The organism is Arthrobacter sp. D2-10 (genome assembly GCF_054161285.1).
Window position 1 is genome coordinate 938388 of record NZ_CP096431.1, and the last position, 25121, is coordinate 963508.

Genomic DNA, 25121 nt, shown 5'->3' on the forward strand with positions numbered 1-25121 from the left:
CCAGCGTAACCGTTGCCCCGGCGTACTGTATCCAAGTGACGTTAGCGCTCTTCATCCTCGTTCTGGCACTCATCGTGGTGGGTGCGGTCGCCCAGCGCATTGCCGGACTGGGCTTCGCGCTGCTCGTCTCTCCCTTTCTTGTGCTGATCCTCGGCCCGCATGAGGGTGTGCTCCTCATCAACATCTGTGGAGTCGTTTCCTCCGCTCTCATCACTCCCCGAGTGTGGAAGGACATCGACTGGGGTATGTTCCGGTGGCTGGCCATTCCGGCGGTGTTAGGTTCCGTCGCGGGGTCGTTCGCGGCGGTGGGGCTGCCGAGTGCGCCGCTCGCGGTGACAGTGGGCGCCGTCGTGTTGGTAGCCCTGACCGCTTCGCTGCTGCTGCAGCGCTCCTCCGTGGTTCTGACGGGAAACCGTTCGAAGGCCGTTGCGGGGCTTGCTTCCGGCCTGACCAACTCCATGGCCGGTGTGGGCGGGCCGGCCGTGAGCGCCTACGCGTTGCTGTCGCGGTGGCCGCAACGGCCGTTCGCCGCCACCCTGCAGCCCTTCTTCACCGTGATCGGCTCGGCCACCATACTGGTCAAACTCCTCATTGACCCGGGTGGAGTGCCGCCTCTTGAAACCTGGATGTGGATCCTCATACCCCTGTCGATCATCGTGGGGATCCTTGCGGGGGAGCGCCTCGCCAAGTACATCCGTGACCGGCACGCCCGGTTCGCCGTCGTCGTCATAGCTTTCCTGGGGGCCGCCACAGCGCTCATCAAGGGCATCATCGACCTGCTCGGCTGACGTCCCGGCAGGCGCCAGCTCCAGTGCCCGTGAGCCAGGTCGCCGAGTCGTTCAGCGGCGGGTACCGCAGCCGGTGGCACCATGGAAGGGATGAAACTCCCCACCAAGCCCCGTGCGATTCCCATGCCCCTGTGGCTGCAGGGTGCCTTCGAGCTGGGACAGGCCGCGGTGATTTCTGCGCTGATTGTCCTGATCCCTCTCGGCGCCGCGTGGCTGACGGGTGGTTTCGCCGGACGTGACGCGTTGGGAACTGTGCAGCTCGCTGCACAGTCCTGGTTGGTGCTGCACGGTGTGCCGCTGCAGCTCACACTCCCCGAGGGCGGTTCGAGTCTTCTCTGGGCAGTGCCCCTCGGACTCACCCTGATCCCGTTCCTCCTCGCATGGCGCGCCGGCCGGCGTCTTGCCCGTGCCTCCTATACGGACCAGCTCTGGCAGGCACTCCTCGGCGCCCTGGCCGTTTATGCCCTCTTCGGGTTCGGAGCTGCCTACCTGGCCGACGACGGCGCTACCTCAGCGTCGCCGGTGGCTGCCGCCTGCCTGCCGCTCATCGCAGCCGGTGCGGGCATGATTATCGGCGCCTACCGTGAAGCGGGTTCCTGGGGGCGGCTGATCGGCGTGGACCTCGCTGAGTGGATTGCGACGACGAGCCAGTCCTCCCGTTGGGCGGGTTCCTACGTCTGGTCCGCCGTACGCGCCGCTTTCCTGGCGACGGTTTCTGCGCTCGGGTTGTCGGCCCTCCTGCTGGCCGCGACGCTGGCCATCCACTGGGCGGCGATCGCCACCGTCTACGAGAGGCTCGACGCCGGAATAGTCGGCAGCGCCGTCATAACAGTCGGCCAGCTCGGCTTCCTGCCCAACCTCATGGTGTGGAGCCTCGCATGGTCCTCCGGAGCAGGCTTCGCGCTGGGGGCAGGCAGCTCCATCAGCCCGTTGGCGACTACAGCGGGGCCGCTGCCCGCGGTGCCCATTCTCGGCGCCGTTCCGTCGGGACCGCTGGAGTATGGGCTGGTTGCGCTCGCGATACCCGTCGTAGCGGGCGTCCTGGCGGGCTGGTGGTTCTTCCGCGAAGGCGAGAACCATTTCGATGAGTGGCTCCAGCTGAAGGTGAGCGCGCGCTGGTTCACAGCCGCGGTGTCTTCGGTGACGCTGGGGTTGTTCGTGGGTGTGTTGGCCGGTGTCGGCACGGCCTTGTTGGCCCTGCTGTCGCGGGCTTCGCTGGGAGTTGGACGGTTCGTTGACCTTGGCCCCGATCCGGTGTGGACGGGACTGTGGGTGGCGGCAGAGGTGGCGGCCGGCGTCGTCATTGGTTATGCGGCCGGGCCGCTGCTGGAGCGGGAGTCGCGCTAAGCAACTCAGCTCGACTCAAGCAGCCGCTTCAGGTTCTGCAGATCCTTCGAATTCGCTGTGTGCATCGACTTCCCAAGGAGGGGGCCGAGCAGCCGGAAGAACCCGCGTGGACGTCCGGTGTTACGCAATTCCATCCGGGTGGTGGATGGTCCGGCGGCCTCCCAGCCGTAGGTGGTCTGCATCGGGAAAGGTCCCTCGGACGTACGCATCACAAGCCGCTCCAAAGGATCGAACTGCGCGATTTCGTAGACGTAGGAAAGCGTCCGGCCCAGGAACCTCGCAGAGAAGGCCACGCGCGAACCTACCTCGAGGACGGGCTCGGTCAGCCACCGGGAGGAATCAATGTTCACGTACCACTCGGGCGCGTTCGCGGGATCTGCCGCATAGGGCGCCACCTGCTGGAGTGGGCGGTCGATCGTGATGGAGGTTACGACGTCGACCATGGGTCCTCCTGTCCGGGAGCTAACGAGCGAGGTTCCAGCAAGCCGTTCAGGTTGCGCAGGTCCTCCTCGCACTGCCGTTGTGCCTTCGAGGTAAGGGCAGAGGCCATGCATTCCTCGTACTGGGCCGTCAAAGGCCACAGCAGTACGGCCGCGCCCGTCGCCATGGTGAGCAGGAGGCTGGCGACCAGGCCCACCGTCGTCGAGACCCGCACCAGCGCGGGGGCTTTCTGCCGCACGAGGTTGACCATGGCGAGGATCCCGACCGTGAGGGCTGCCAGGCCGAAAAGAAGGCCGAGCACCTTCCAGGGCAGCGGGAAATTTGCGGTGAGGAGAGTGCCGAGGAGGAGCAACATGAAGACGCGCAACAGTCTCCGCGTTTCTGCGAGCTCCTTGTCCGACGGCGGCGAAGACTGCCGTGACGGCTTGGTGGGCCGTGCCGAAGGGTTGGAAGGCGCAGGATTGTTCATGGTTCAACCCTAAAACAGAGGGTGCCCCTGCGCGGTCGCCCGGCCAGTAGGCTTGTATCCCATGCGCATTGTTGTTCTTGTCTCCGGTACGGGTTCCAACCTTCAGGCCGTCATCGACGCCGTCCAGGCTGGCCGGTTGCCGGTCGAGATTGCGGCCGTTGGTGCCGATCGGCCGGATACCTACGGCGTTGCACGCGCCGCCGCCGCCGGCATTCCTACCTTCGTCGTGGACTTCAAGCAGTTCAGCGACCGTGCTGAGTGGAACGCTGAACTGACGGAGCGCACAGCCGCCTTCGAGCCCGACTATGTGATTTCCTCCGGGTTCATGCGCATCGTCAATCAGGGGTTCCTGGACCGGTTCCCCAACCGGTACCTCAACACCCACCCCGCACTGCTCCCCAGCTTCCCCGGAGCACACGGGGTCCGCGACGCGCTCGCCTATGGGGTCAAGGTCACCGGCTGCACCGTGATGATCGCGGACGCCGGAGTCGATACCGGCCCGATCCTTGCGCAGGCAGCGGTGCCCGTGCTCGACGATGACACGGAAGAATCCCTGCACGAGCGCATCAAGGTGCAGGAACGCGCCCTCCTGATCGAGACCCTTCATGACCTTGCCTTAACCGCATCGAGTGGGCGCCGATAACGGCGTTTGTGCGCAATCGCCGTCCTCAGCGCCCACTCGATGCAGAGGCGGGTTACTCCACGCTGATGATGTGCGTGTAGTGGTCGTACACGAACGTCACCGGCCCTGAGGCGGGGTGTTCCAGAGTCAGGTTGTTGCCGTTGGGGGCACCGCCGGCACCGTAGTTCTCGGTCCAGGCCTTGTTGATGGCGACCTTGTACTCGTAGGTCCCCGCCTGGAGATCCACGGTGAGTCGCCATAGCCCGTCGTCGCCGAGAGTCATTTGCGCCTCATCACAGGCCGGTTGCCAGTCCCCGTCGATGCAGTTCATCTCTGAGTTGAGGCTGCCGGGCACCGACACTGCGTCCGGTTGCGCCACCTCGGGATCGCCGATGGTGACAGTTCGAACGTTGCTGACCGATTCGCCAAGCACGGCGCGGTACTGCAGCTGCGTGTCGTCCGGGAGGTTCAGGGCAGAGATGTCATCCGTCAACGTATACGCGGGGGAGGAGCTGTCCGAACCGATTTCCTCCCATTCGCCGCCCTCCACGCTGCGCTCGAAGGACACCACGTTGGTCGCCTTCTCGGGGTCCGCCACAGCGCTGAGTTCCACTGTGTCCCGCACCCGCGCATTTTCGGACGGAGCCTCGAGGGTCACCAGGGGTTCCGGTGCAACGGCCGTGACAGTCCCGCTGCCGGCCGTATGACCCTTGTTGTCGAGAACGACCGCTCGGTACTCGAGCGGCGTGCCCGGGTCCAACGCCGCGACGTCGTGGAAGACGCGGTACGGCGCGTTGTCATCCGTTCCGATCGGCGTCCAGTCGCCGCCCGCCGCGCGTGCTTCGAAGGACACCTGGTAGAAGGAGGAACCGGCGACGTCGGCTTCCACCAGCATGCGCCCGTTGTCACCATCCGCCGGCGCCGGTTGGGCAAGGTTGATCGCCGGAGCGGCCTTCGAGGCCGGGATGCGGCCGGAAGCCTCGTAGACGACCGCGGATAGCGGCGGCACCGTTACGGTGATGTTACCGTTGCGGGCCGACTTCACGCGGTCAGGCCCCTCACCGTAGATGGAGCTGAAGGTCCGCGACGGCATGTAGGTCGGAATCTGGGCGGTCTGGACTTCCTCGCTGTTGTTGAGCGCGACGACGTACTCGCGCTGACGCTGGGAGTCGATCCGTGAGAAGGCGTAAATGCCCGCTCCGTTCGCAGCATAGCGGTGCTGGTGTGCCCCGTTGCGCAGCGCAGGGTGGTCCGCGGTGACCTTGGCGAGGGCGCCGATAGTCCGGTAGAGCGGGTGCTGCGTATCGAAGTTGTCCTGCGCATGGGTCGCCTCGGTGCCCAGGAGGTCGTCATCGAGATAGTCGGGCACCTGGCTGGCGAAAAGCGTCTGGCGTGCGTCCTGGTCTCCGCCGGGTCCGGTGAAGCCCTGCTCGTCGCCGTAGTAGATGACAGGGTTGCCGCGCGAGAAGTACATCAGCTCGTGCGCGAGTCCATCACGGGCGAGCAGCTCTTCCTCGCCGGCGTCCGGATTGTCAGCCTTGAGGAACCCGCCGATGCGGCCCATGTCGTGATTGCCCAGGAAGGTGGGCAGGCTGTAGGCGTTGGAGTCGGCGTCGGTGTACCAGTCATCATCGACGAAGAATTGCTCAAGCTGCCCGGCGTCCGCACCGCGGGACGCAAAGCTGCGGGCCGCCTCCTGGAACGGGAAGTCGAGCACGGACTGCATGGAGTTGCGCGTGGTGTACTGCGAGGTGAAGTCCTTGCTGGTGTCGAAGACTTCTCCGAACATGAAGAACTCGTCCTTGCCCTGCTCATGGGCGAAGTCAAGGACGTCCGGTCCGAACTCCTGCCAGAACTCGTCGTTCACGTGCTTCATGGTGTCGATGCGGAACCCGTCCACGCCGAAGTCGGCGATCCAGGCCTGGTAGATCTCCTTCATGCCGTCCACCACCACGGGATGCTCGGTGAAGAGGTCGTCGAGCCCGAAGAAGTCGCCGTAGTAGGCATCCTCACCTGCGAAGGTGGTGTCGCCACGGTTGTGGTAGAGCGTCGGGTCATTGAGCCAGGAAGGAACCTTGAGGTTCACTTCACCCGGCTCCAGCACCGGGGTGTAGGGGAAGGAAACCGACGGATCGAGGGCCGGGAAGCTGTCGCTGCCGGCCACGTCGCGGTCATCGAACGGGACCCCGTCCGCGGTGCGGTAGGGCTCCTCGTCCTTGGAAACGTAGGGCATGCGGGCACCCTCCTCGTACCCGATGACGTCCGCGGTGTGGTTGGTGATGATGTCGAAGTAGACCTTCATCCCGCGGGAGTGCGCTTCGTCGATGAGCGCCTTGAGGTCTTCGTTGGTGCCCAGGTGCGGGTCGATCTGCGTGAAGTCGGTGATCCAATAGCCGTGGTAACCGGCCGAGTTATCCTCAGCCTGCACAGCCTTGTTCTTGAAACTGGGCGTCAGCCAGATCGAGGTGGTGCCGAGCCCCTCGATGTAGTCCAGCCGGTCGAGCAGACCTTTCAGATCGCCGCCGTTGTAGAAGCCTTTCCGGGTGGGATCGAAACCGGACACCATCGGGTTGGAACCCAGGCCGCCGTCGTCGTTGGCTGGGGTGCCGTTGGCAAAGCGGTCAGCCATGACAAAGTAGAAGTTCTCGTCGGTGACCGATGCGCGCAGCGACTGCTGCGCCTCGGCCGTGGCGGCGGTTTTATCGTGGCCGGCGGGCTTGGCCTGGGCGGGTAGTGCAGTACCGGTCGCGGCCAGCAGCGATGCAAGCACGACGACGGTAGCGTTGCGGGTAATCATGAGACCTCCAGAAGTGGAAAGAACCTCCAAAGCGTGTCTCAGGTCACATTTACTGTCAACTCAAATGCGGGCTCCACGGGTCTCCGGCGCGTTGAACGCCATCCACAGTACGGCGACCAGAACCAGCACGCCCGTCACCGCGAACGTCAGCGGCAGCCCGAGGTAGGGCCACAGCAGGGACCCGAAGATGAGCGGCACCAGTCCCGCGCCCACCCTGGACACCGTGGACGCCCATCCGAAACCGGAGCCGCGCAGCTCGGTGGGGTACAGCTCGGACACGTAGGTGTAGAGCACAGGGATGGCCACCTGGATGGTGAAGCCGAAAGCCAGCAGCCAGGCCGTCGCCACTGCCGGGAGGTCGACGGTCAGCGCGAAGATCACCAGCACGACGGCGGACAGCGGACCGGACACCGCCAGGATCCACTTCCTGCCCACCCGCTCCACCAGAAGGGCGGCGGCAACGACGCCGAGGAAGCCGATGCCTGTCATGCCCGCCGTGGTCAGGAAGGCCACCGACTGCCGGTACCCCGCGGCGATGAGGATCTGCGGCATCCAGGTCAGGGCTCCGTAGTAGACCAGCAGGATCGACAGGAACAGACCCCATGCCGCGAGGGTGATGCGCCAGTTGAATCGCCACAGGGCGGTGAACTGACCGGTGAGCCCTCCAAGCGTGAGCCGCGGATCGTTCCCGGCGGGCGGCAGCCGCCATTCGCGGACCCGTGCTCCGGTGCTTTCGACCAGCTGGTCGATCACCGACTTGGCCTCACTGGTGCGTCCCCGCTGCACAAGGTAGAGGGGTGACTCAGGCACTGACCGCCGAACCCAGAACACCAGGAGGGCAGGCAGCACCATGACGAGCATCAGGTAACGCCAATCGCCGAATGCGGCGATCAGGATTGCGGACACCACCCCGCACAGGGCTGCACCGATGGGCCACCAGCCGTCCATGGCAGTGAGGACCCGTCCACGGTGCTTTCGTGGCGTGAACTCCCCGACAAGCGCGTAGTCCACCGGGATACACCCACCCAATCCGAAGCCGGCGAGGAACCGGAAAACGCAGAACCAGACGAGATCACCGGACAGCGCACCGAGCACCGTAAACAGCGAGAAGATCAGCAGTGTCGCAGTGAATGCCTTTTTCCGGCCGATCAGGTCGGCAATGGAACCCCAGGCGAAGGCTCCCACCGCCATGCCGATCAGGTTGGAGGTACCTACCCACGCGGCCTCTCCAGGAGTCAGCCCCCATTCCTCTGACAGCAGGGGGATGAGGTAACCGTTCAGCGTGACGTCCCAGGCGTCGAACATGAACCCAAGGCCGCCGATCAGGAAGATCTTGCCCTGCACACGCCACCGCCAGGGCAGGTCCTGCACCACCTGGTCGCCGGTAGGGAGGTCGGTTGAAGTGCTCACGTTTCCGTCCTGACAGCGCCGCCCGGCGCTTGCTGGCTCGTTGCGAATAACTCGATCACCATACCGCCGTCCCGTAAGTCAGCGGTGCCTTCACAGGAACGCACCGTAACGGACCCGCGCTGCCGACGGACGGAACGTGCCGGTGTTTTAGACTGGGGACGATCCCACAGCACTCATTCCCTGGAGACCTGCGTGACTTTGACCAACCTTGACCGTGTTCCGATCCGCCGCGCGCTGATCTCCGTCTACGACAAGACCGGGTTGGAGGAACTCGCTCAGGGTCTGCACGGCGCAGGTGTGCGCATCGTCTCCACCGGCTCCACCGCCAAGACCATTGCCGCGGCGGGCATCCCCGTTCAGCAGGTTGAGGAGGTCACCGGGTCTCCCGAGATGCTTGACGGCCGCGTCAAGACCCTGCACCCGCGCGTGCATGGCGGGATCCTTGCGGACCGCCGCGTCGCTGCTCACATGGACACCCTGGCGGAGATGGACATTGAGGCTTTCGACCTGGTGGTAGTCAATCTCTACCCCTTCGTGGAGACGGTGAAGTCGGGTGCATCACGGGACGACGTCGTCGAGCAGATTGATATCGGTGGCCCCGCAATGGTCCGGTCGGCGGCGAAGAACCACGCTGCCGTGAGCATCGTGGTGGACCCTTCCTTCTACGGCAACGTTGTCCGCGCCGCAGGTGAGGGAGGCTTCGACCTGAAGACCCGTCAGCGGTTGGCGGCCCGCGCCTTCGCGCACACCGCCGCCTACGACAATGCCGTTGCCACATGGACGGCAACGCAGTTCCAGGACGAGGACGACGACGGCGTCATTGATCGGCCTGCCTACGCCGGCCTCGCGCTCGAGCGCTCCGAAGTGCTTCGCTACGGCGAGAACCCGCACCAGCAGGCGGCCCTGTACGTCGACAAGGCAGCTCCGGTGGGCATCGCCCAGGCGGATCAGCTGCACGGCAAGGCCATGAGCTACAACAACTTCGTCGACGCGGACGCCGCCCTGCGCGCTGCCTACGACTTCAGCGAACCGGCAGTGGCCATCATCAAGCACGCCAACCCGTGCGGTGTCGCGGTCGGCACCGCTGACGCGGCTGATCCCATTGCCGACGCCCATGCCAAGGCGCACGCATGCGATCCTGTGTCCGCTTTCGGGGGTGTCATCGCAGCCAACCGCACCGTAACCGCCGGAATGGCGCAGACCGTGAAGGACATCTTTACCGAAGTCGTCATCGCTCCCGGGTTCGAGCCCGAAGCGGTGGAGATTCTCTCGCAGAAGAAAAACATCCGTTTGCTTGCCCTTCCTGAGGGTTACGACCGCTACCCGACCGAGATCCGCCAGGTGTCCGGCGGTGTGCTTATCCAGGTGACCGACACCGTGAACGCCGATGGCGACAATCCCGGGAACTGGACGCTCGCCGCGGGCGAGGCAGCGGATCCTGAGACCCTGGCCGATCTCGCTTTTGCCTGGACGGCGTGCCGGGCCGCGAAGTCCAATGCCATCCTCCTTGCCCGTGACGGTGCCGCCGTCGGCGTCGGAATGGGTCAGGTCAATCGTCTGGACTCCTGCAAGCTCGCGGTGGAGCGTGCCAACACGCTCGCGGGGGAGGGCAGCGAGCGCGCCCGTGGTGCGGTGGCGGCGTCGGACGCGTTCTTCCCGTTCGCTGACGGCCTGCAGATCCTGATTGACGCCGGCGTGCGCGCCGTCGTCCAGCCGGGAGGGTCGGTACGCGACCAGGAAGTCATTGATGCCGCAAACGCTGCAGGCATCACCATGTACTTCACCGGCGCGCGCCACTTCTTCCACTAAACCGGTACGTTAGACACCCAAAGCACCGACAGATTTCAGTTCAAGTTGACCTTCAGGGAGACGCCTCACCATGGCTAAGATCATCTATACCCACACCGACGAAGCGCCGATGCTGGCCACGTATTCGTTCCTGCCGATCATCGAGGCTTTCGCCTCGACGGCGGGTGTGGAAGTGGAGACCCGCGACATCTCGCTGGCCGGACGCATCATCGCGACCTTCAGCGACTACCTCACCGAGGAACAGCGCATCGGTGACGCACTGGCAGAGCTGGGCGAGCTGGCCACCAAGCCCGAAGCCAACATCATCAAGCTCCCCAACATCAGCGCCTCGGTTCCGCAGCTGAAGGCCGCAATCGCAGAGCTTCAGTCGCAGGGGTACGCCCTACCGGACTACCCGGACAACCCCTCCAGCGACGAGGAAGCCGACGTCCGAGCGCGCTACGACAAGATCAAGGGCTCGGCAGTCAACCCGGTCCTCCGTGAAGGAAACTCGGACCGTCGTGCGCCCCAGTCGGTGAAGAACTACGCCCGCCAGAACCCGCATTCCATGGGTGCATGGTCAGCAGATTCCAAGACCAACGTGGCCACCATGAGCGACGGCGACTTCCGGTCCAACGAGAAGTCGGTGGTCATGGAAGATGATGATTCCCTGACCATCCAGCACGTGGGCCAGGACGGAACCGTGAACGTGCTGAAGAAGGCATTCCCCGTGCTCGCGGGTGAGGTCATCGACGGAACGGTCATGCGCGCGGCCGCCCTGGACGAGTTCCTCGCCGCACAGGTGGAACGCGCCAAGAACGACGGTGTGCTCTTCTCGGCCCACCTCAAGGCAACCATGATGAAGGTGTCCGACCCGATCATCTTCGGCCACATCGTGCGCTCATTCCTGCCGGAGGTTTTTGCCTCCTACGGAGAGCAGCTCGAGGCGGCAGGCCTCAGTCCCAACAACGGACTCGCCTCCATTCTGAGCGGCCTCGAGAAGCTGCCGGCCGGTACCCGCGAAGAGGTTGAAGCGGCCATCCGCAAGGGCATCGAGGACGGTCCGAAGCTCGCCATGGTGGACTCGGACAAGGGGATCACCAACCTGCATGTGCCCAGCGACGTCATCGTCGATGCTTCCATGCCCGCAATGATCCGTACCTCCGGCCACATGTGGGGACCGGACGGCGAAGAGGCGGACACCCTCGCTGTGCTGCCCGACAGCTCCTACGCCGGCATCTATCAGGTAGTGATCGATGACTGCCGAGCCAACGGCGCCTTCGATCCGACCACCATGGGCACCGTGCCCAACGTGGGCCTCATGGCCCAGGCCGCTGAGGAGTACGGCAGCCACAACAAGACCTTCGAAATCGATACGCCGGGCACGGTGCAGATCGTCGATGGCTCCGGCAACGTCCTCATCGAGCACGACGTCGAGCCCGGTGATATCTGGCGTGCCTGCCAGACGAAGGACATCGCCATCCGCGACTGGGTCAAGCTTGCTGTCACGCGTGCACGTGCTTCGGCCACTCCCGCAGTTTTCTGGCTGGACGAGGAGCGTGCCCATGACGCCAACCTCATCGCCAAGGTCAACGAATACCTCGCCGAGCACGACACAGAGGGTCTGCAGCTTGAGATCCTTTCGCCGGTGAAGGCAACTGCATTCACCCTTGAACGGATCCGGCGGGGAGAAGACACCATTTCCGTCACCGGCAACGTCCTGCGCGATTACCTTACGGACCTCTTCCCGATCCTTGAACTGGGAACCAGTGCCAAAATGCTCTCGATCGTCCCGCTGATCAACGGCGGCGGCCTCTTCGAGACGGGTGCGGGCGGCTCCGCTCCCAAGCATGTGCAGCAGCTCGTCCGCGAGAACCACCTGCGCTGGGACAGCCTGGGCGAATTCCTCGCGCTCGCCGTGAGCTTCGAACACCTGGCCACAACCGCCGGAAACGCTCGCGCACAGATCCTGGCCGACACGCTGGACCGCGCGACCGCCACCTTCCTGCTCGAGAACAAGTCGCCGAGCCGCAAGGTCGGAGAGATCGACAACCGCGGAAGCCACTTCTACCTTGCACAGTTCTGGGCAAAGGAGCTGGCAGGGCAGAGCGAGGATGCGGAGCTCGCGTCCGCATTTGCTGCGGTAGCAGATCAGCTGACCTCCAACGAGGACACCATCGTGTCTGAGCTCCTCGCGGTGCAGGGCTCTCCCGCAGATATCGGAGGTTATTACCACCCTGACATCACCAAGGTTGTCGCCGTGATGCGGCCGTCGAAAACGTTCACTGAGGTGCTTTCCACCCTCGGCTAGGTTCGACACCCCGGGAGGCTCCGCGCTTGTGCCGTCAGGCACCGGTGCGGGGCCTTTCGCATGCACGCCTTTGAACGTCCCGTGAACTTGTTACCGTTCGGTTTACAAGCCAATGGACAGCATGCTTTGCCTTCAAGCCAACAATCTGTTGACCATTGGGGATGGGGGAATGGCCGGGCGTACGCGCCGATCAATCGTCTCCACCCTGCGTATCTGATGTTCCTGAGCTGGGCACCACATAGGTGCCTCGCGTAACAATCCCGGTCTGATGCGGCGGGGTGAAACGGCGCATGCTTTGGTTGAAGCATGAACCCGCAACACCCCGCCGCATCAGCCGAGGAACGCAACGCCCGCATCGCAGTCACATTGTTTCCCTTGCTCGTCCTGGGCGGGGGTGCAATCGCCCTTTTCATGCCAACCGCCTTCACTGGATTGGCACCCGCCATCAATCCACTCCTTGGAGTGATCATGTTCGGGATGGGGCTTACGCTGACGCCGCCGGACTTCGCGGTCATCGCAAAGCGACCCGTTCCGGTGGTGATCGGCGTTGTTGCGCAGTACGTCGTGATGCCGTTGCTCGGACTGTTGGTGGTCTCTGTGCTTGGCCTCCCGGCAACCCTTGCCGCCGGTGTCATTCTCGTTGGATGTTGCCCCGGCGGCACGGCCTCGAACGTGGTGTCCTACCTCGCGAAGGGGGATGTCGCGCTCTCGGTGGCAATGACCACCGTGTCCACCCTGCTGGCCCCGGTACTGACTCCGTTGCTGACCCTGTGGCTCGCCGGACAGTACCTGCCGGTCGACGCCGGTGCAATGGCGTGGTCCATCGTCCAGATCGTGCTGATTCCCGTTGCCCTCGGGCTGGTTGCAAGATTGTTGCTTCCCCGCCTCGTGGCAGCCGCACTGCCCGTTCTGCCCTGGATCTCGGTCGTTGCAATCACCCTGGTGGTGATGGCGGTTGTCGGCCTGAGCGCCGACGCCATCTTCTCCGCCGGACTGCTCGTTCTGCTCGCGGTAGTGCTTCACAACGGACTCGGCTACGCCCTTGGGTACGGAGCGGCGAAACTGTTCAAGCTTCCGATTCGAGCGCGGCGTACCACCGCTGTCGAGGTCGGCATGCAGAACTCGGGTCTTGCCGCAGGACTGGCACGGACGTACATGACTCCGGAATCAGCTCTTCCGGGAGCGATCTTCTCGGTGTGGCACAACCTCTCGGGTGCGCTCATGGCAGCGTACTGGCGGCGACGCGGGCTGGCGGATGAAGTGCTGCCCGCGTCGGAAGCACGCGTCGCCGGTTAACCACGGGACGCCGCCGAACACCGACTATCGGTCGTTTGCGTACCGGAGTCCGAGCTGAGCGCGGACGCCGTCGAACATCCGCATGGTGTCGAGCGTGTGTTGCAGGGGCATGGTGGGGCTCTCCAGGAGACCCTCCTGGATGCAGCGGGTCGTCTCGCGCAGCTCGTAGGTGTACCCGTTCCCAACCTGCTCGAAATGCTCAACCCTGGCTTCGCCGCCGTGCGGATGCATGTGCAGCTCACGAGGGTTATGGAGCGGAGTGGACGTACGCAACCAGCCCTTGCTGCCTGCGACCGTCGCCTGGCCCGGACCGGAAGCGACCAACGACGACGAAAGCTGCGCCTGGGCCCCGCTGGCATAGGTGAGGGTGAGGGCGTTCTGGGAGTCGACGCCGTCGTCGTTCAGAGTGCCCTCGGCGGCCACAGACGTGGGGAACCCGAGCGAGCCGAGCGCCCACGTGGACGGGTAGACCGTGAGATCCAGCAGCGCGCCTCCGCCGGCGAGCGGGTCCCACAGGCGGGCGGCTGGATCGTAGGTCGCGGGGAAGCCGAGATCGGCCTGGACCCAGCGGATCTCACCCAGCTCGCCGGAGTGGATGATGTCCCAGGCCCGGTTCACACTCGGCAGGAATCGGGTCCAGACGGCCTCCATCAGAAAGAGTCCCCTGTCGCGGGCAAGGTTGATGAGCTCTTCGGCTTCGCGCGCGTTGACGGTAAAAGCCTTCTCGCAGAGAACGTGCTTGCCTCCCAGGAGCAGGGCCTTGCACACCTCGTAATGCTGGCCGTGAGGCGTCGCTACGTACACGACGTCCACCTCGGGGTCATCCGCCAGACGCTCGAAACCGCGGGCGCCGCCGTCGTCGTAATGAATGGTTGCGAAGCCGTAAGTGTCCGCGAAGGCGCGTGCCCGCTCCTCCAGACGCGAGCTCACGGCCTGCAGGACCGCGTCCTCCAGGCGGGCAAGATCTTCGGTTACCTTGCGGGCAATGCCGCCGGTGGCCACTACACCCCAGCGCAACGGTGAGCCAGTGGCCGCGAGAGGCGATGGCGCGCCTGGCGCAACGCATGGGGGCAGGGGGAAGCGGAGGTTCGTCGTCATTCCCTCATACTTCCCAATGCGTGCAACCCAGTCCAGCCGTTACGTCGGCGAGCCAAGCGGAGCGGAGCGCCTGCCGAGCAGCAACGGCAGGACGCTCACCAGGCACAATGCCGTCATGAAGCGAGCGCCGCACGGTGCCGCGCTGCCAGGTCCTGATAGCGGGAGGCGTTGTCCCGAATGCCCTGGAGTTCGTCCTCGCCCAGTTCGCGGCGCACCTTTGCCGGGACGCCGGCTACCAGTGAACCCGGCGGCACGCGAGTCCCCTCAAGCACTACTGCTCCAGCAGCGACCAGAGATCCGGCTCCAATGGTGGCGCCGTTCATGATCGTGGCGCTCATGCCGATGAGGCAATCGTCCTCGATGGTGCACCCATGGACGACGGCGCTGTGGCCCACACTGACCCGGTTTCCGACCGACGCGGGGAAGCCAGGATCAGCATGCACAACAACGTTGTCCTGCAGGTTCGTTCCCTCGCCGATGCTGATGGCCTCAGTGTCGGCGCGCACACTCACTCCGTAGAACGCGCTCGCGTTCTCACCGAAACGTGCCTGGCCGATGATGCTCGCAGTCGGGGCGACGAACACCGTATCCGGAATCGAGGGAGTATGGCCGTCGAACTCAATGATGTGTCCCATCGGCCCAGCCTAACCCGCCGAAAATTGCTCAATCTGGACCCAGCGGAGCGGATATCACTCAAGCACGTCCACAATGGGCAATTTTCCGGACCCGTCCGCTCCTGCACACCATCCGGCTCGCGCTGGTATTCCGCACATAGCAGCACCACTGGAGCCGCGACGGGCCAGATGGTGATTCGTTGGCACGATGGACCTCCCGGAACTATTGACGGCCAGTCTTCGCCCCCATGACGCCTTGTGGCCGAAGCATCTCGCGAGAGCCGCCCGCGCGGGCACGTTGGTGCGCATCCGTCAGGGGTGTTACGTCGACGCGGGTGAATGGGCGCAGCTAAGCGCCGAACACCGGCATCGAATGCTTATTGCTGCGATCGCACGCACGGCCCATGTTGAACCGGTTTTTGCAGGATCAACTGCCGGGATGCTGTGGGGATTTCCTATTCCTCGAGTTCCGGAGATAGTCGATGTAGTCTGCCCGATTGGCTACCAGCGGGGCAGTGCAAATGGAGTACGACGACGTGCGTTCAGTCCCGGAGCGCTGGTCACCACGAGAATCGGCGAGTGGAGCGTACTCGACAAGATTCAAACGGCCATTGACCTGTCCCTGGACAGCGAATTTCCTTGGGCTGTATCCGTAATGGACCGGTTGCTCAATGCCAAACCGTTGCCGGTCGAAGGAAGTGCTCGCCCGGTCTCCAAAGCCGAAGTGGCTGCGAGGATCCGGCAACTGTCATCATCGGCGAAGCAGCGCAAGGCCTCCAGGGTGCTTGATTTTGCACGTACGGACTCCATGTCGCCCGGTGAGTCGATCAGCCGGGCCAACATGCATATCCTCGGACTTCCGCAGCCGGAGCTACAGGTAAGTTTCAGGGATTCCGGAGGACATTGTGCAACTGTTGACTTCTGGTGGAAGGAATACGGACTCGTGGGGGAGTTTGATGGACGTGCGAAGTACCTGAAGCCTGAGTACCTGAACGGCAGGACGGCGTCGCAAGTGGTCATCAACGAAAAGAACCGGGAGAACCGGCTGCGGGCGCTTGGATTGACAGTCGTCCGTTGGGAATGGGCGACGGCTCTGGACCGCCAGCGACTGCAGGCAGTCCTCCGGAGCGCCGGTTTGCCGGGCGAGCCGAAGTCCTCTGGACGATGAGCGGCGCTGCGCATCACCCGACAAATTGAGCATTCCGGACTCAGACGCGCGAAATGCGCACCTCGGGGTTCGGATTGCTCAATTTTCCCGAGCAGGAGGGGCAAGGGGGGACGGGGGAGGGAGAGGCGGCGGAAGACGGCAGGGCACCACCCTCACAAAGCTCAGTCCTCGAGGACTACAGCCTGGGCCACGATCACGCGGTCGCCGTTATATGTAATGGAGGGGGAGCCGTGCAACCTGTATCCGCTCTCGAGGGCTTCACTGACGCGCGCGCAGAAGGTGCGGTCGTCGGGGCCGGTGAGTACGCGGTAGCGCAGGGGTGTTTCGTCGCTCATGGGTGCTCCTAATAACGAGTGTCAGTTGAAGACGACAGTCCGCGTTCCGTCGAGCAGGACACGGTGTTCGGCATGCCACTTCACGGCTTGCGCCAAGGTTCGGCTTTCAACGTCCGCGCCCATGGCCACCAGCTGCGGTGCGGTCCGGGCATGGCTGACCCGGATGACTTCCTGCTCAATGATCGGTCCCTCGTCCAACGCGGGGGTCACATAGTGCGCCGTCGCGCCGATCAGCTTCACGCCGCGGGCATGTGCCTGGTGGTAAGGGCGCGCACCCTTGAAGGACGGCAGGAACGAGTGGTGGATATTGATCGCCCTCCCCACGAGCTGTGAACACAGGTTGTCGCTGAGCACCTGCATGTACCGGGCAAGGACAACGAGCTCGATGCGGTGCTCCTCCACCAGTTCAAGCAGCCGTTCCTCGGCTGCCTCTTTTCCGTCCGCGGACACGGGCACGTGGTGAAAGGGGATCCCATAAAACGCGGCGAGGTCTGCCAGATCCGTGTGGTTCGAGACGATGACCGGCACCTCGATCGGAAGCATACCCGCGCGCTGCTGGAATAGCAGGTCGTTGAGGCAGTGCGCCGATTTGGAGGCCATGATCAGCGTGCGCGCCGGGGATCCCTCGCTATACAGTCCCCAGGTCATTCCGAACGTTGCTGCCACCGGCGCGAGGTGTGCTTCGACGGCACTGCCGTCCGACAGGGTGGAAATGGCCACCCGCATGAAGAACGTGCCCGATTCCGGGCTGCCATACTGCTGCGATTCGATGATGTTGCACCCGGCAGCCACCAGCGCACCTGAGACGGCATGGACAATCCCGGGGCGGTCATTACAGGAGAGAGTCAGAATGAACGACGACGGGGCGTTGCCGGGAACGCCGGCCTGTACAGCTTCAGTCACGCTCCAAGGTTACCGGGCAGGAAGAGGGCGAAGTCCCGCACCGCTGTCACTGTCCGAAACAGTGCTGCAACCTCCGGCAGGTAACCGTCTAGAATGGCATGGTCGCGACTGGCGTTAGGTGGGCAACCACCAGGAAGCGGCATGCGCTGTCCGCTGTACACACGTACGACGACGGCGCGCAGCGCCGACCACGGATCGCACGCCTGGGCCGTGGGTCAAGTCCCCCTCTGTTGCCCTCGCCCCTGAACTTCGGGTGCGCAGGGGTCAACAGGTAGCCTGACCTGTAGAAACGCCCCCTCATTATCAGGAGCATCCCCGTGACTTCATCCTCTCCTTCTGTGACCCAGTCCGTCACCAACGCGCCGCTTTCCGAGGTGGACCCGGAAATCGCTGCAGTCCTCAACGACGAGCTTGCCCGCCAGCGCGACACCCTCGAAATGATCGCCTCTGAGAACTTCGCTCCGCGCTCGGTGCTCGAAGCCCAGGGGTCAGTCCTCACCAACAAGTACGCGGAGGGCTACCCGGGCCGGCGCTATTACGGCGGTTGCGAGCACGTGGACGTCGCGGAGAACCTCGCTATCGAGCGGGTCAAGGCTCTCTTCGGCGCAGAGTACGCCAACGTTCAGCCGCACTCCGGTGCCCAGGCAAACGCTGCAGCCCTGGCCGCGATGATCAAGCCGGGGGACAAGATCATGGGTCTTTCCCTGGCTCACGGTGGTCACCTCACACACGGCATGAAGCTGAACTTCTCCGGCAAGCTGTACGAGGTGGCGGCATACGGTGTCGAAAGCGATACCCACCGCCTCGACATGGAGCGTGTCCGGGAGCAGGCAATCGCCGAGAAGCCCCAGGTCATCATCGCCGGCTGGTCTGCCTACCCCCGTCACCTCGACTTCGCGGCATTCCGTTCCATCGCTGACGAGGTCGGTGCGTTGCTCTGGACTGACATGGCGCACTTCGCGGGTCTCGTGGCTGCCGGCCTGCACCCGAGCCCGGTCCCACACTCCGACGTCGTCACTTCCACCGTGCACAAGACCCTGTCCGGTCCGCGCTCGGGCGTGATCCTGGCCAAGCAGGACTGGGCGAAGAAGTTGAACTCCAGCGTCTTCCCGGGCCAGCAGGGCGGCCCGCTCATGCACATCATTGCGGCCAAGGCAACGGCATTCAAGATCGCCGGATCGGAAGAGTTCAAGGAACGCCAGGAGCGCGTCCTCGAAGGCGCCCGCATCATTGCCGAGCGACTGATGGGGTCGGACGTCACTGAACACGGAGTCTCGGTCCTCACCGGTGGCACGGATGTTCACCTGGTGCTGGTCGACCTCCGCAACTCCGAACTGGACGGTCAGCAGGCCGAGGATCTGCTGCACTCGGTCGGCATCACGGTCAACCGCAATGCTGTCCCGAATGACCCCCGCCCGCCGATGGTCACCTCCGGTCTCCGCATCGGTACTCCGGCTTTGGCCACCCGCGGCTTCGGCGCCACAGAATTCACTGAGGTCGGCGAGATCATCGCTGCTGTACTCAAGCCCGGAGCTGACATCGAAGCGCTGCGTGCCCGCGTATCCCGCCTGGCTGCGGACTTCCCGCTGTACCCCGGGCACGAGGAATGGTAGAAGACCTCCCTCCCCGCGCACTGGAATCGGAAGCAGCACGCTCCGACCAATATGAGATTCCCGCAGACGAATGCTGCTTCACAGGGTGTTGCGAACGTGGGAAAGCTTTTTTGCTCGAGGAGCTAGACGGACAACAGCTCAACAGAGGAGCCGCGTAAATGAGCGCACAGATTCTTGACGGCAAGGCCACTGCGGCCACCATTCGGGGTGAATTGGCAGAGCGGGTCAAAGCCCTGAAGAACCAGGGCGTGACGCCCGGGCTGGGCACGGTATTGGTAGGCGACGACCCGGGAAGCCACTCCTACGTCGCCGGTAAGCACCGCGACTGCGAGCAGGTGGGTATCAATTCGATCCGCCGTGACCTTCCCGGTGACATCACCCAGGAAGACCTTGAGAAGGTCATCGATGAACTGAACGACGACGACGCCACCACCGGCTACATCGTGCAGTTGCCTCTCCCTGCGCACATCGACGCCCACGCCATCCTTGAGCGGATGGCTCCGGAAAAGGACGCGGACGGTTTGCACCCGACCAATCTCGGGAAGCTCGTCCTGAACGTCAATGCGCGCCTGGACTCGCCGCTGCCCTGCACTCCGCACGGCATCGTCGAACTGCTGCTGCGGCATGACATTCACCTCAAGGGAAAGAATGTGCTTGTCGTTGGACGCGGCGTCACGGTGGGGCGGCCGCTGGGTCTCCTGCTCACTCGGCGCGCCATCAATGCCACGGTCACGCTGGCGCACACCGGAACCGTGGACCTTCCGCGGCACCTCAGCGAGGCCGACGTCGTTGTTGCGGCAGCCGGTATGCCGGGCATGATCACTGCTGAGCACCTGAAGCCCGGGGCTATCGTCCTCGACGTCGGTGTCACCCGCGTGGTCGATCCGGACTCCGGCAAAGCTACCCTGCGCGGGGACGTTGCTCCGGACGCCTCGGGCGTTGCCGGTTGGCTCTCGCCGAACCCGGGAGGGGTGGGGCCTATGACCCGCGCCATGCTGCTTGCCAACGTGGTCGAAGCCGCCGAACGGCAGGCGGGCATCGGCAAGTAACCGGTCCCTCTTGTGTTGTCGGCCGCTTCCCTGGTGGGGAGCGGCCGACGGCGTTAACAGGAAGACCGAACCGATGTGGACATTCGCTGTCCTCGACCCCCATCGATTGGCTTTTGCCAATGACTTAAGTCCTCTAGGCTGATCTGGTGCCCAACCAAACCAATACGAACTACGTCATCTCTGCCGATCAACTGACCAAGCACTACGGTGACTTCGCCGCCGTCAACGGCATCTCCTTCGACGTACCGGCGGGTGAGTCCTTCGGGCTCCTGGGCCCGAATGGTGCCGGCAAGTCGACAACCATGAAGATGATCGGCGGAGTCTCCCAGCGCACGTCCGGAAAGCTCACGATCATGGGTCTGGATCCGGAGCAGCACGGTCCGGAGGTCCGGGCACACCTTGGCGTCGTTCCTCAGCAGGACAACCTGGATGAGGAATTGCGCGTCCGCGACAACCTTCTGGTTTATGGCCGTTACTTCGGGCTGCCGATGAGCTACCTCAAGCCGAAAGCCGATGAACTGCTGGAATTTGCCCAGCTCACTGACAAGGCGAAGGCCAAGGTGGACTCGCTGTCCGGAGGCATGAAACGCCGCCTGACAATCGCCCGGTCACTCATCAATGAACCGAAGATCCTCCTCCTCGACGAGCCCACGACCGGTCTCGACCCCCAGGCACGGCACATCCTGTGGGACCGTCTGTTCCGTCTCAAGGAGTCGGGCGTTACCCTGATCCTCACGACCCACTACATGGATGAGGCGGAGCAACTCTGTGACCGCCTCGTCGTCGTCGACAAGGGACAGATCATGGCCGAGGGCTCGCCCTCCACGCTCATCCGCGAGCACTCTACGCGGGAGGTCCTTGAACTGCGCTTCGGCTCGGAGCGCAATGCAACCGTCGCTGCCGACCTTGCGGGAATCGGCGAACGGCTCGAGCCCCTACCGGACCGCGTCCTGATCTATACCCACGACGGCGAGTCCGCACTCGAGCAGGTCACTGCCCGCGGTCTCCACCCGATCACATCACTGGTGCGCCGGTCCTCCCTCGAGGACGTGTTCCTGCGCCTGACCGGCAGGAGTCTCATTGACTAGCCAGCACACCGGCATGCCGGAGCCGTCCGCTCCAGGCGGCCGCACCGCGCAACCAACGACGACGGTGCGCACCCTCTCTGCGCACTCACCGATGGTCTCGGCGGAGCGAGCCCGCAAGTTCGGCTCCTGGTACTACGCTGAGCACGCCCTCAAGGTGATGAACGGCTACCGTTGGACCCTCCTCGCGTACAGCGTCGGCAACCCCGTGATGTATCTCTTCGCGATGGGCGTGGGTCTTGCCACACTGGTGGACAACAACAGCGCGGAGAGCGCGTTCGGCGGGGTCAGTTACCTCGCCTTCATCGCCCCAGCCCTGTTGTCGTCAGCCACGATCATGACGGCGGCAACGGAATTCACCTACCCCGTCATGGACGGCTTCAAATGGCGGCGCGTGTACTACGGACCGCATGCCTCTCCGTTGGCCGTGCACCAGATTGTCAACGGCTACATCGTCGCAATCTCCCTCCGGCTGTTTCTGATGTCAGCCATCTACTTTGGAATCGTCGCTGCATTCGGTGCGTCCCCGTCAGCCTGGGGCTCCGTGGCCATCGTCGTCGCGGTCGTGTGCGGGCTGTCCTTCGGTCTGCCGCTCATGGCCTACTCCGCGAGCATCACCGACGACAAGGGGCAGTTCGCCCTCGTTATGCGCTTCATCGTGACCCCGCTGTTCCTGTTCTCGGGAACGTTCTTCCCGCTGGATACTCTTCCCGTCTTCCTGCAATGGATAGGTTGGATCTCCCCGCTATGGCACGGCACGGAGCTCGGGCGGGTTCTTACCTACGGCTACTCCGAACCATTGTGGCTTTCCGTGATCCATGTTGCCTATCTCGTGGGACTCGCGCTTCTCGGGTGGGTCCTGGCCCGTCGTGTCTATGAACGGAGGTTGGGCCAGTGAGCAACGTGCTGACCGAAGAGGACTACCGCGTCCAGGTCAAGGACCGTCCGTTCAGTGCGCTCTATGCCCGCAACGCCAGGGCGGTGATCGCTCGGGGCCTCCGCGCCACGAAGAGCAGCAATTGGCTGATCATGGTTTCCGGCTTCTTCGAGCCGGTGCTGTATCTCATCTCCATGGGCGTGGGCCTCGGAGCCCTGGTGGGAACCGTCGTCGGGCCCGGTGGGGAGGAGATTAGCTACGCCGCCTATATTGCGCCGGCCCTGCTGGCGGTCTCTGCCATGAACGGTGCGGTCTACGACTCCACCTGGAATGTGTTCTTCAAGATGAACTTCGCGAAGCTGTACCAGGGCATGCTCTACACCTCGCTCGGGCCGCTGGATGTCGCGATCGGCGAGATCTTTCTCGCACTGCTTCGCGGTGCGCTTTACGCCACCGGATTCACGGCAGTAATGGGGCTGATGGGTTTGATCACAACTCCCTGGGCGCTCCTCATGGTTCCAGCGTCGGTGTTGATCGCGTTTGGATTCGCGTCCTTTGGCATGGGCATCACCAGCTACATGAAGACGTTCCAGCAGATGGACTGGATCAACTTCGTCATGCTGCCGATGTTCCTGTTCTCGGCCACGTTCTATCCGCTCAGTGTGTACCCGCAGGGCATCCAGTGGTTCATTCAGGCGCTTCCACTCTGGCACGGGGTGGAGCTGCTTCGGCAGCTCAGCGTCGGTATCTTCACTCCGGCAACGGCGATTCACGTGACCTACTATCTCGTAATGATCCTCGTCGGCATGGTGCTCACCACCACGCGACTCCGAAAACTGTTCTTGAAATAGGACAGTCGCTGTCCTGCTCTTCCTTTCCAGCCCTGCTTGAGCAGCAGATACTGGAACGATGATTGGGAAATGGCACGCAACCGTCTTCGACTGTTCAAACTCGGACCAGCTGGCGTCCTTCTACGAGGACCTGCTGGGGATGATCCGCGTCCAGCATGACGAGAACGGGTGGATCACCATCGGGGACGCCCCTGACCGCCCGGCGCTCGCCTTCCAGCCGGTTGAGGGCTACACGCCGCCCACCTGGCCGAGTCAGGACATCCCGCAGCAGGTGCACCTGGACATCCGGGTGGCTGACCTGGATGTCGCCGAGCAGAAGGTGTTGGCGCTGGGCGCTACCAGCATGGACTCGGGAACCGGGACCTTCCGCGTCTACCTCGATCCCGCAGGACACCCGTTTTGTCTCGTGTCGTGGTGAAGGTTCAAACACCCAGGAGAGGCGTCAGGCAGCTATGACGCATCACGCAGTGGTGCACTTCCTGAGGCTTTGACGAGGGACCACAGATCGTCCATTGATATGTCGAGCTCGTCGGCCAAGGCGGCGACGATAGCGAAGGATGGGGTGGCGATGCGTCCCGTCTCGATTTTGCGCAGGGTCTCCGGCGAGATGCCGGCCGCTGCTGCCACGTGACCCAGGGTTCTGTCAGCCCGCGCCTCGCGAATCAGCTGCCCTAATGCCTGACCACGCCGGATGTCCTCGGGGTCGAGGGGAACTCTAACCATGTCTGTATAGTAATACCGGTATTGTTATACCGGAGGTTATGATGATCGAAATTCTCACCCCGCGCGAGCTCGAAGCTGCCCGTCCCGCAGGACAGCTGGTGGCGCGGGTCCTGCAGGAGCTCAAGCGACGCACCCAGCCGGGTACCAACCTGTTGGAGCTTGATTCCTGGGCGCGGGCAATGATCGATGAGGCCCAGGCGCGTTCCTGCTACGTCGACTACGCACCCTCCTTCGGGCGTGGCCCCTTCGGCAAGGTCATCTGCACCTCGGTGAACGATGCGGTGCTGCATGGCCTGCCGCACGACTATGCGTTGGGGCAGGGGGACCTCCTTACCCTCGACTTCGCCGTGGAGTTGGGCGGCTGGGTGGCCGACGCGGCGGTCAGCTTCGTGGTGGGACGGCCGGTCAACGAGCAGGACCAGCACCTGATTGACACAACGACGGCGGCGCTGTCTGCCGGAATCGCAGCAGCCCAGCCGGGCAACAAGATCGGTGACATCTCCTACGCGATCGGAACTGTCCTGACCGGTGCCGGCTATGAGGTCAACACCGAGTTCGGCGGTCACGGGGTGGGTAGCACCATGCACCAGGACCCGCATATCTCGAACATCGGGCGCCCGGGCAGGGGTTTCACGTTGAGGCCGGGCATGCTTCTGGCCATCGAGCCATGGGTGATGGCCGGCACCAAAAACCTCAGAATTGACGCGGATGGCTGGACGCTTCGTAGTGCCAACGGCGGACGCACCGCACATTCAGAGCACACCGTAGCTATCACCGAGGACGGGCCGCAGATCCTGACCGCGACCCATCAGGTCTAGAACCTGATCGCAGGACGACCCCTGCTATGGACTCTCAGAGAACGAGCTGCGCGAAGATCACGTAGTTGTCGTCGAACAACCCGGTGGCCGGGTCATAACCGTCGCAGGTGATCAGGCGGAGTTCCGCGCCAGCTGTGTTGCCGTATACCGTTTCGGTCGGGAAATCGTCCTTCGGGTACTGCTCGCCCCGCACCATTTCAAAGGTGGCGGTCGAACCGTCAGCCCGCACAACCTCGATCAGGTCACCGGCTTTCAGGCTCCTCAGGTCCTCGAAGACTCCCGGTCCGCCGTCGGTGGCGTTGACATGGCCCAGCAGGACGGAGGGCCCACGCTCACCAGGCGTGGGGGATTGGTTGTACCAGCTTGCAGGCGCACCCGGACCATCGGGCGGCACCTCGAGGCTGCCGTTCTCCCGCAGCCCCAGCGACAGCAGGTCTGAGCCGGCACCGATCACGGGAATCGAGAAGGACACCGGTTCGGAAGCCTCAAGCACCGCGGGCAGCTCCGGAGTGGTCTCGGCGGTGGGAGTTGTCGAGGCAGCGGGGGTGGGGGAAGCAGAGGCTGGAGCCGACGCAGAAGCCGTGGGCGCCGTCGTCGTCGTGGTGGGAGCTTGGGCACTCGGGCCGGTGTCGGTGCTGCCGCAACCGGTCAGTACCAGAAGGGCGGCCGCCGCAGAAACTGCGAAGTTTCTGCGGCGGCCGGAGTTGAAGCTGATCAT

Annotated in this window: 24 protein-coding genes; 14 read left to right on the forward strand and 10 right to left on the reverse strand. The window is 63.9% G+C overall.

Annotation, left to right across the window (positions count from 1 at the left end):
* Positions 1 to 35 precede the first annotated feature (35 nt).
* Entirely contained in the window at positions 36 to 788 is a 753-nt protein-coding gene (locus M1D74_RS04480; protein ID WP_309072746.1) for a sulfite exporter TauE/SafE family protein, read from the forward strand.
* A 90-nt stretch (positions 789 to 878) separates the two neighbouring features.
* Positions 879 to 2135 carry a cell division protein PerM gene (locus M1D74_RS04485; RefSeq protein WP_458116648.1) on the forward strand — a complete coding sequence of 419 codons (1257 nt, stop codon included), beginning with the start codon at positions 879 to 881 and terminating at the stop codon, positions 2133 to 2135.
* A 5-nt stretch (positions 2136 to 2140) separates the two neighbouring features.
* Here the strand turns inward: M1D74_RS04485 and M1D74_RS04490 are convergent, their stop codons facing one another.
* Positions 2141 to 2578, reverse strand: coding sequence for an SRPBCC family protein (locus tag M1D74_RS04490; RefSeq protein ID WP_309124660.1), 438 nt, complete (start codon positions 2576 to 2578; stop codon positions 2141 to 2143).
* Complete coding sequence (locus M1D74_RS04495; RefSeq protein WP_309072743.1) at positions 2563 to 3045, reverse strand: hypothetical protein; 483 nt, start codon at positions 3043 to 3045, stop codon at positions 2563 to 2565. Before M1D74_RS04495 ends, M1D74_RS04490 begins: the two co-directional genes overlap by 16 nt.
* Positions 3046 to 3106: 61 nt before the next feature.
* Here M1D74_RS04495 and purN point away from each other — a divergent pair, with 61 nt between their 5' ends.
* A complete protein-coding gene (gene purN, locus M1D74_RS04500; protein ID WP_458116649.1) occupies positions 3107 to 3688 on the forward strand; it encodes a phosphoribosylglycinamide formyltransferase in 582 nt (193 codons plus the stop codon).
* A 52-nt stretch (positions 3689 to 3740) separates the two neighbouring features.
* On the opposite strand, the gene M1D74_RS04505 is transcribed toward purN, so the two are convergent.
* Both M1D74_RS04505 and M1D74_RS04510 read right to left on the reverse strand, forming a co-directional pair.
* The gene (locus tag M1D74_RS04505; protein ID WP_458116650.1) at positions 3741 to 6464 is read right to left on the reverse strand and encodes an alpha-amylase family glycosyl hydrolase; all 2724 of its coding nucleotides are present in this window, start codon (positions 6462 to 6464) and stop codon (positions 3741 to 3743) included.
* A 60-nt stretch (positions 6465 to 6524) separates the two neighbouring features.
* Positions 6525 to 7874, reverse strand: coding sequence for an MFS transporter (locus M1D74_RS04510; protein WP_458116651.1), 1350 nt, complete (start codon positions 7872 to 7874; stop codon positions 6525 to 6527).
* 192 nt (positions 7875 to 8066) lie between these two features.
* Here M1D74_RS04510 and purH point away from each other — a divergent pair, with 192 nt between their 5' ends.
* The 3 genes from purH to M1D74_RS04525 all read left to right on the forward strand — a co-directional run bounded on the left by purH (position 8067) and on the right by M1D74_RS04525 (position 13269).
* A complete protein-coding gene (gene purH, locus M1D74_RS04515; protein ID WP_458116652.1) occupies positions 8067 to 9683 on the forward strand; it encodes a bifunctional phosphoribosylaminoimidazolecarboxamide formyltransferase/IMP cyclohydrolase in 1617 nt (538 codons plus the stop codon).
* 70 nt (positions 9684 to 9753) lie between these two features.
* Positions 9754 to 11973 carry an NADP-dependent isocitrate dehydrogenase gene (locus tag M1D74_RS04520; RefSeq protein WP_309072287.1) on the forward strand — a complete coding sequence of 740 codons (2220 nt, stop codon included), beginning with the start codon at positions 9754 to 9756 and terminating at the stop codon, positions 11971 to 11973.
* Between the two features lie 306 nt (positions 11974 to 12279).
* Positions 12280 to 13269 carry a bile acid:sodium symporter family protein gene (locus M1D74_RS04525; RefSeq protein WP_458116653.1) on the forward strand — a complete coding sequence of 330 codons (990 nt, stop codon included), beginning with the start codon at positions 12280 to 12282 and terminating at the stop codon, positions 13267 to 13269.
* A 24-nt stretch (positions 13270 to 13293) separates the two neighbouring features.
* Here the strand turns inward: M1D74_RS04525 and M1D74_RS04530 are convergent, their stop codons facing one another.
* The gene (locus M1D74_RS04530) at positions 13294 to 14367 is read right to left on the reverse strand and encodes a Gfo/Idh/MocA family protein (RefSeq protein WP_458116654.1); all 1074 of its coding nucleotides are present in this window, start codon (positions 14365 to 14367) and stop codon (positions 13294 to 13296) included.
* A gap of 113 nt (positions 14368 to 14480) precedes the next feature.
* The gene (locus M1D74_RS04535) at positions 14481 to 15002 is read right to left on the reverse strand and encodes a gamma carbonic anhydrase family protein (protein WP_458116655.1); all 522 of its coding nucleotides are present in this window, start codon (positions 15000 to 15002) and stop codon (positions 14481 to 14483) included.
* Positions 15003 to 15189: 187 nt separating this feature from the next.
* Here M1D74_RS04535 and M1D74_RS04540 point away from each other — a divergent pair, with 187 nt between their 5' ends.
* Positions 15190 to 16149, forward strand: coding sequence for a hypothetical protein (locus M1D74_RS04540; protein ID WP_458116656.1), 960 nt, complete (start codon positions 15190 to 15192; stop codon positions 16147 to 16149).
* Between the two features lie 161 nt (positions 16150 to 16310).
* Here the strand turns inward: M1D74_RS04540 and M1D74_RS04545 are convergent, their stop codons facing one another.
* Positions 16311 to 16484 (reverse strand): DUF1737 domain-containing protein, encoded by a 174-nt coding sequence (locus tag M1D74_RS04545; protein WP_458116657.1) that lies wholly within the window; start codon positions 16482 to 16484, stop codon positions 16311 to 16313.
* Between the two features lie 21 nt (positions 16485 to 16505).
* Positions 16506 to 17387, reverse strand: a complete 882-nt coding sequence (purU, locus tag M1D74_RS04550) for a formyltetrahydrofolate deformylase (RefSeq protein WP_458116658.1) — start codon at positions 17385 to 17387, stop codon at positions 16506 to 16508.
* 317 nt (positions 17388 to 17704) lie between these two features.
* Between purU and glyA the strand changes: the two genes are divergently transcribed.
* The 6 genes from glyA (at position 17705) to M1D74_RS04580 (ending at position 23280) form a co-directional block, all read left to right on the forward strand.
* A complete protein-coding gene (glyA, locus tag M1D74_RS04555) occupies positions 17705 to 19000 on the forward strand; it encodes a serine hydroxymethyltransferase (RefSeq protein ID WP_309070948.1) in 1296 nt (431 codons plus the stop codon).
* Positions 19001 to 19158: 158 nt separating this feature from the next.
* Positions 19159 to 20049, forward strand: coding sequence for a bifunctional methylenetetrahydrofolate dehydrogenase/methenyltetrahydrofolate cyclohydrolase (locus tag M1D74_RS04560; protein WP_309070949.1), 891 nt, complete (start codon positions 19159 to 19161; stop codon positions 20047 to 20049).
* A gap of 146 nt (positions 20050 to 20195) precedes the next feature.
* On the forward strand, positions 20196 to 21137 hold the full coding sequence (locus M1D74_RS04565) for an ABC transporter ATP-binding protein (RefSeq protein ID WP_309070950.1): 942 nt from the start codon (positions 20196 to 20198) through the stop codon (positions 21135 to 21137).
* Between the two features lie 13 nt (positions 21138 to 21150).
* Positions 21151 to 22032 carry an ABC transporter permease gene (locus tag M1D74_RS04570; RefSeq protein ID WP_458117134.1) on the forward strand — a complete coding sequence of 294 codons (882 nt, stop codon included), beginning with the start codon at positions 21151 to 21153 and terminating at the stop codon, positions 22030 to 22032.
* 5 nt (positions 22033 to 22037) lie between these two features.
* Positions 22038 to 22862, forward strand: a complete 825-nt coding sequence (locus tag M1D74_RS04575; protein ID WP_309070972.1) for an ABC transporter permease — start codon at positions 22038 to 22040, stop codon at positions 22860 to 22862.
* 58 nt (positions 22863 to 22920) lie between these two features.
* A complete protein-coding gene (locus tag M1D74_RS04580) occupies positions 22921 to 23280 on the forward strand; it encodes a VOC family protein (RefSeq protein ID WP_309070951.1) in 360 nt (119 codons plus the stop codon).
* Positions 23281 to 23312: 32 nt separating this feature from the next.
* Here the strand turns inward: M1D74_RS04580 and M1D74_RS04585 are convergent, their stop codons facing one another.
* On the reverse strand, positions 23313 to 23585 hold the full coding sequence (locus tag M1D74_RS04585) for a helix-turn-helix domain-containing protein (RefSeq protein ID WP_309070952.1): 273 nt from the start codon (positions 23583 to 23585) through the stop codon (positions 23313 to 23315).
* 41 nt (positions 23586 to 23626) lie between these two features.
* Between M1D74_RS04585 and map the strand changes: the two genes are divergently transcribed.
* Complete coding sequence (gene map / locus M1D74_RS04590) at positions 23627 to 24403, forward strand: type I methionyl aminopeptidase (RefSeq protein ID WP_309124298.1); 777 nt, start codon at positions 23627 to 23629, stop codon at positions 24401 to 24403.
* A 34-nt stretch (positions 24404 to 24437) separates the two neighbouring features.
* On the opposite strand, the gene M1D74_RS04595 is transcribed toward map, so the two are convergent.
* Positions 24438 to 25121, reverse strand: coding sequence for a class F sortase (locus M1D74_RS04595; protein WP_458116659.1), 684 nt, complete (start codon positions 25119 to 25121; stop codon positions 24438 to 24440).